The sequence below is a fragment of the Achromobacter sp. 1012554356 genome, assembly GCF_059760815.1.
The window spans coordinates 1-5,639 of record NZ_JCBANC010000112.1; the positions used below are offsets into that span (position 1 = coordinate 1).

Consider the following 5,639-nt stretch of genomic DNA (forward strand, 5'->3'; position numbering starts at 1 on the left):
CCCCGCGACCAGCTTGCCTGGAACGCCGCCATCACGGCCTTCTGGCTGCTGGTCGCGCTGGGCGTGGGCGGGACGCTGCTGCGCCAGGCCGTCTTCCAGAACATCATCACCTTCACGCTGAAGATGATGAACGGCATCGCCTCCAATGCCTTCTACCGCGTGCAGCGGTTTTCCACCGACTGGCACGCCAACAGCTTCGCCGGCTCGACGGTGCGCAAGATCACGCGCGGCATGTGGGCGGTGGACCTCTTGAACGACACGCTTGTGGTGGCGCTGCTGCCGTCGGTGGTCATGCTGGTGGGCGCGACCGCGTTGCTGGGCGCGCATTGGCCACTGATGGGGCTGGTCGTGGGCCTCGGCTCGGTGCTCTACATCGCCGTCACCGCGACGTTGTCGCTGGCGTACGTGGCGCCTGCGGCACGGCTGGGCAATGCCTGGGACACGCGCATGGGCGGTGCGCTGGCCGATGCCGTCAGCTGCAACGCGGTGGTCAAGGCCTTTGGCGCGGAAACGCGTGAAGAGGCACGCCTTGACCGCGTCATCGACAAGTGGCGACGGCGCACGCGCCGCACCTGGATCCGTGCCACATTCAACGGCGGCATCCAGGGCGCGATGCTGGTCGCCATGCAGGCCTCGATCCTGGGCGCGTCGCTGCTGCTGTGGTCGCGCAATCAGGCCAGCGTGGGCGACATCACCTTCACGCTGACCATGTTCTTTGTCCTGCAGGGCTATCTGCGCGACGTGGGCATGCACATCCGCAACCTGCAGCGCTCGGTCAACGACATGGAAGAACTGGTGTCGCTGGAAAAGCAGCCGCTGGGGGTTGAGGACCGGCCGGGCGCGGGCGACATCGCGGTGACCGCGGGCGAGATCCGCTTCGAGGACGTGACGTTCCGCTATGGCGCGCACAATGTCGCGCTGTACGACCGGTTCTCGGTGCGCATCGCGCCGGGCGAACGGGTGGGCCTGGTCGGCCACTCGGGATCGGGCAAGACGACGTTCATCAAGCTGATCCAGCGCCTGTATGACGTGAACGGTGGCCGCATCACCATCGACGGGCAGGACATCGCCCAGGTGAAACAGGCGTCGCTGCGCGGCCAGATCGCGATCGTGCAGCAGGAGCCTGTGCTGTTTCACCGCACGCTGGCGGAAAACATCGCCTATGCCCGCCCGGGCGCATCGCAGGCGGACATCGAGCAGGCGGCCCGGCTGGCCAGCGCGCACGACTTCATCATGGCGCTGCCCAAGGGATACGAGACGCTGGTCGGTGAACGCGGCGTGAAGCTGTCGGGCGGCGAACGCCAGCGCGTGGCGATTGCGCGGGCGTTCCTGGCCGACGCGCCGATCCTGATCCTGGACGAAGCCACGTCCAGCCTGGACAGCGAAAGCGAGGTCCTGATCCAGCGCGCGATGGACCGCCTGATGGAAGGCCGCACGACGCTGGTCGTGGCGCACCGTCTGTCGACGGTCCGCGCCCTGGACCGCCTGCTGGTGATGGACCATGGCCGCGTCATCGAGGAAGGCAGCCACGACGCGCTGATCCGCCTGAAGGGGGGCCTGTACCGGCGGCTCTTCGAGCGCCAGGCGCTGGAACTGACCAAGGGCCTGGATCCGGCGGAACTGCTGGAAGACGGCGCCGTCCCGCCGCCCGCCAAGACCGACGAAGTCGACACAGCTTCGTTCGCCTTCGGCAAGTAACGCTGGCGCGGTGCGAAGCAACAAGGCCCGGCGCAAGTGCGCGCCGGGCCTTTCTTGTTGGCGGTTCGCCGCATTGGACCGGTGTCTGACACCCTCTGAGATGCGGCCGCAAACTGCCGATCACTTCCTCAGGGTGTCAGACACCTTAAAAATCACGGGTGTCTGACACCTCATTGGGTCCTACAGAACCAACGTCAGGACGTCAGTCACCCGGCAAGTTGCTCCAGTCCCGGTGTCTGACACCCTCTGAGATGCAGCCGCAAACTGCCGATCACTTCCCCAGGGTGTCAGACACCTCAAAAATCACGGGTGTCTGACACCTCATTGGGTCCTACAGAACCAACGTCAGGGCGTCAGTCACCCAGCAAGTTGCTCCGGTACCGGTGTCTGACACCCTCTGAGATGCGGCCGCAAACTGCCGATCACTTCCTCAGGGTGTCAGACACCTCAAAAATCACGGGTGTCTGACACCTCATTGGGTCCTACAGAACCAACGTCAGGGTGTCAGCCACCCAGCAAGTTGCTCCGGTCCAGGTGTCTGACACCCTCTGAGATGCAGCCGCAAACTGCCGATCACTTCCTCAGGGTGTCAGACACCTCAAAAATCACGGGTGTCTGACACCTGGCAAGTTGCCGCGCCGGTCAGCCCGGGCGGTTGGCGAATGTCAGGCGCAGGCCGAAGCCGATCAGCGCGGTGCCGAAGACCAGGCCCTGAATCTTCTGCGCACGCGGGCTTGCCGACATCCAGCGGCCTACCGCGCCGCCCGCCAGCGCGCACAGCACGTCGAACGTCAGGCCCAAACCGACGAGGATGACGCCCAGCACGGCGAACTGCTGGCCGATCGGGCCGCGCTCGGGGGACACGAACTGCGGCAGGAGCACCGAGCAGAACAGCAGCGCCTTGGGGTTGAGCACGTTGGTGAGCACCCCGCTCATCAGCGCGGGCCCCCAGCCCGCATGCCGCGGCGCGACCTCGCCGTTCAAGGGCGGAATCGCCAGCGGCGCGCGCAGCAGACGGATCCCCAGCCACACCAGATAGCAACCGCCCACCGTGCGCGCCGCGTCGAACGCCCACGGGTGGGTCTTGAACAAGGCTGCCAGACCCAGCGCAGCCAGCGTCACGTGCGCCGCACGTGCGATCGCCAAGCCCGCCGCCACCGCCAGCGCCTGCCCGCGGCCGCGCAGCAGACCGGTTTCCAACAGCAGGATCATGTCTGGCCCGGGCACCACGTACACGATCAGCAGGGCCCCGAGAAACAACGCCATATCGGCCATGACCGCGCTCCACCACAAGTTTTCAATGGCGAGATTCTAGAAAAAAGGGGCTGGCATGTGCTTGCCATTCTTGCCAACTTGGATACCATTTCTGGCACAACACGCCAATCAAAACTCGAATTCCATACATTCATGCCAAAACGCCAACTTGACGCCTACGACCGCCGCATTCTGGAGGCATTGCAGAAGAACGGCCGGCTCACCAACGTGGAGCTCGCGGAACAGATCGGTCTGTCTCCGTCGCCCTGCCTGCGCCGTGTGCGGATGATGGAGGAAGCCGGCGTCATCCAGGGCTACGAAGCGCGCCTCGATCCGCACGAGGTCGGATTGGGTTTGACGGTGTTCGTGGGCGTGAAGGTCGAGCGCCACCACGAACGGGACGCCGAGATGTTCCGCAACGAGGTCAGCGCGCTACCGGAGGTGATCGCCGCGCACCTCGTGTCCGGCGAATCCGACTTTCTGTTGCAGGTCGTGGTGCCCGATCTGCGCGGGTATGAGCATTTCCTGCTGCATACCCTGCTGAAACTGCCGGGCGTCAAAGATATCCGCAGCAACTTCGCGATCCAGACGGTTAAGCCGCAAAGTCCCCTGCCGCTGGATCACCTGGGCCGATAAGGCTCGTCACCTCACGGCATGGCCGCCGCCGCCCGGTCCACCAAAGCGCTGCGCCGCTCGAAACGCGCCTGCGACATCGCCAGATAGCGCTCCACAATGGCCGGCTCGGACGTCTTGGGCGTGCCGCCCGGAAACGGCGGCTTCGGATCGTATTCGATCTGCAACTGGATCAGCTTGGCGACGTCCTCGCCGCATAGCGACGCCACCACCTTCAACCCCATGTCGATTCCCGACGTCACGCCGCCGGCCGTGAACACATTGCCGTCCACGCACAGGCGCTCGTCGCTCGGCGTGGCCCCGAAGCGGGCCAACAGTTCGCGCGCGCGCCAGTGGCTGGACGCCCGCTTGCCCCGCAGCAGCCCGGCCGCGCCTAGCAGCAGCGAGCCCGTGCAGATACCGAACAGGTACTTGGCGCCCTGCCCCTGCCGGCGCGTGAAGTCCACCCACGCCGGATCGACGATGGCATCGTCCGTACCCGGGCCGCCCGGCACGACCAGCAGGTCGCAAGGCAGCGCCGAGTCGATCGTCTGCGTGGGCACGAAGCGCAGCCCCCGGTCGCACCGCACCGGCTCCATCGTTTTTGCGACAAAATCCACGGTGAAGCCCGGCGCGTTCGCCAGCACCTCGTACGGCCCAGTCATATCGAGCTGGGTCAGCCCTTCGAACAAGACGATATTTACTTGCATGACGTTGCTCCCATGAAAACGCCAGAGCCCAGCATAGGCGAACGCGCGCCGCGCGGTGCGCCAGAAAGCGCGCCAATCGCGCCACAACGCGTGATGTTCGTGCTATATGACGGTTTCCAGCCGCTGGACCTGGCCGGTCCGTGGCAGGCCTTCAGCTCGGCCAACGAAGAAGCAGGCCGCCAGCTGTATGTCTTGAACACGATCGCGGCATCGCCGGTGGTTTCCACCTGGGAACAGGGGCTGCGCATGCAGGTCGACGGCACCTTCGAAGCGGACGGCGACGAGTCCATCGACATGCTGCTGGTGCCCGGCGGCCCCGGCGTGGACCGCGCCGCGGCGCACGGCGAAACGCGCGCCTGGCTACGCCGCCGCGACGCCGGCACGCGTCGCACCAGCAGCGTCTGCACGGGCGCATTCGTGCTGGCCGCCACCGGCCTGCTGGACGGCCGCGCCGTGACCACGCACTGGCGCTCGGCCGACCGTCTGCGCCAGCTTTACCCCGGCCTTCGCGTCGACGACGACCGCATCTTCATCGAAAGCGGCAAATACTGGACCTCCGCGGGCGTCACCGCTGGCATCGACATGGCATTGGCGCTGATCGAGCGCGATTTCGGCGCGGCGCTGTCGCAGCAAGTCGCGCGGCGGCTGGTCGTCTTCATGCGCCGCAACGGCGACCAGCGCCAGTACAGCCAGACGCTGCGGCTGCAGGACCGCGTGGCCGCGCCGTTCCGCGAACTGGTCGAAAAAATGGAGGCACGGCTGTCGGCGCGCTGGTCGGTCGACGACATGGCGGACGCCTGCAGCATGTCGCGGCGCACCTTCCAGCGCAAGTTCGCGGCACACTTCGGCGTCGCGCCGACCGAAGTGCTGCGGCGTCTGCGCGAGGAACGCGCCGGTGCCTTGGAGAGCGCCGGCAAGATGACAAGGAAGGCCGTCGAACAACACGTAGGTCCGATGCAGAAGCGCCCACGGCAATAGCGGCAAGGCTGCGTCAGATCTTCGTAGGTCTTCGTAGGTCGCCCGACGCCGCAGTCCCCGTGGGCACGAGCGCCCACGAACTAGAGTTCAATTGACGATTAGGATCGGCAACGCTTGAAGTAGCGAGAGCGTCTGCCACCACCGGTGTCTGACACCCTTGGAACATGCTCTTCATATGACGCGAATCTCACCAGGGTGTCAGACACCTGACGCATAAGCAGCCATACGCGCAGCGTCATCACCACGACGCAAGACGCCGCGTAAGCCCACGAAGGCCGCCCGCACGGCCGCCCGTGGGCGGGCACCGCAAGACGCTTCTCTCCCACCGGTGTCTGACACCCTTGGAACATGCTCTTCATATGACGCGAATCTCACCAGGGTGTCAGA

General features: G+C 65.7%; 5 protein-coding genes. 3 read left to right on the plus strand and 2 right to left on the minus strand.

Annotated features, from left to right (window positions below; genetic code table 11):
• Positions 1-1,698, plus strand: a 1,698-nt coding sequence (locus AC6LJW_RS29285; protein ID WP_498088956.1) for an ABC transporter ATP-binding protein, incomplete at its 5' end; no start/stop codon positions are given.
• Positions 1,699-2,340: 642 nt separating this feature from the next.
• Here the strand turns inward: AC6LJW_RS29285 and AC6LJW_RS29290 are convergent.
• Positions 2,341-2,973 (minus strand): LysE family translocator, encoded by a 633-nt coding sequence (locus AC6LJW_RS29290; protein WP_056570579.1) that lies wholly within the window; start codon positions 2,971-2,973, stop codon positions 2,341-2,343.
• 132 nt (positions 2,974-3,105) lie between these two features.
• Here AC6LJW_RS29290 and AC6LJW_RS29295 point away from each other — a divergent pair, with 132 nt between their 5' ends.
• Entirely contained in the window at positions 3,106-3,588 is a 483-nt protein-coding gene (locus AC6LJW_RS29295) for an Lrp/AsnC family transcriptional regulator (RefSeq protein WP_498088957.1), read from the plus strand.
• 11 nt (positions 3,589-3,599) lie between these two features.
• Here AC6LJW_RS29295 and AC6LJW_RS29300 read toward each other — a convergent pair whose 3' ends face one another.
• The gene (locus AC6LJW_RS29300) at positions 3,600-4,274 is read right to left on the minus strand and encodes a DJ-1/PfpI family protein (RefSeq protein WP_056570577.1); all 675 of its coding nucleotides are present in this window, start codon (positions 4,272-4,274) and stop codon (positions 3,600-3,602) included.
• A 90-nt stretch (positions 4,275-4,364) separates the two neighbouring features.
• Here AC6LJW_RS29300 and AC6LJW_RS29305 point away from each other — a divergent pair, with 90 nt between their 5' ends.
• Positions 4,365-5,252, plus strand: coding sequence for a GlxA family transcriptional regulator (locus AC6LJW_RS29305; protein ID WP_498088958.1), 888 nt, complete (start codon positions 4,365-4,367; stop codon positions 5,250-5,252).
• The last annotated feature ends 387 nt before the right edge of the window (positions 5,253-5,639 follow it).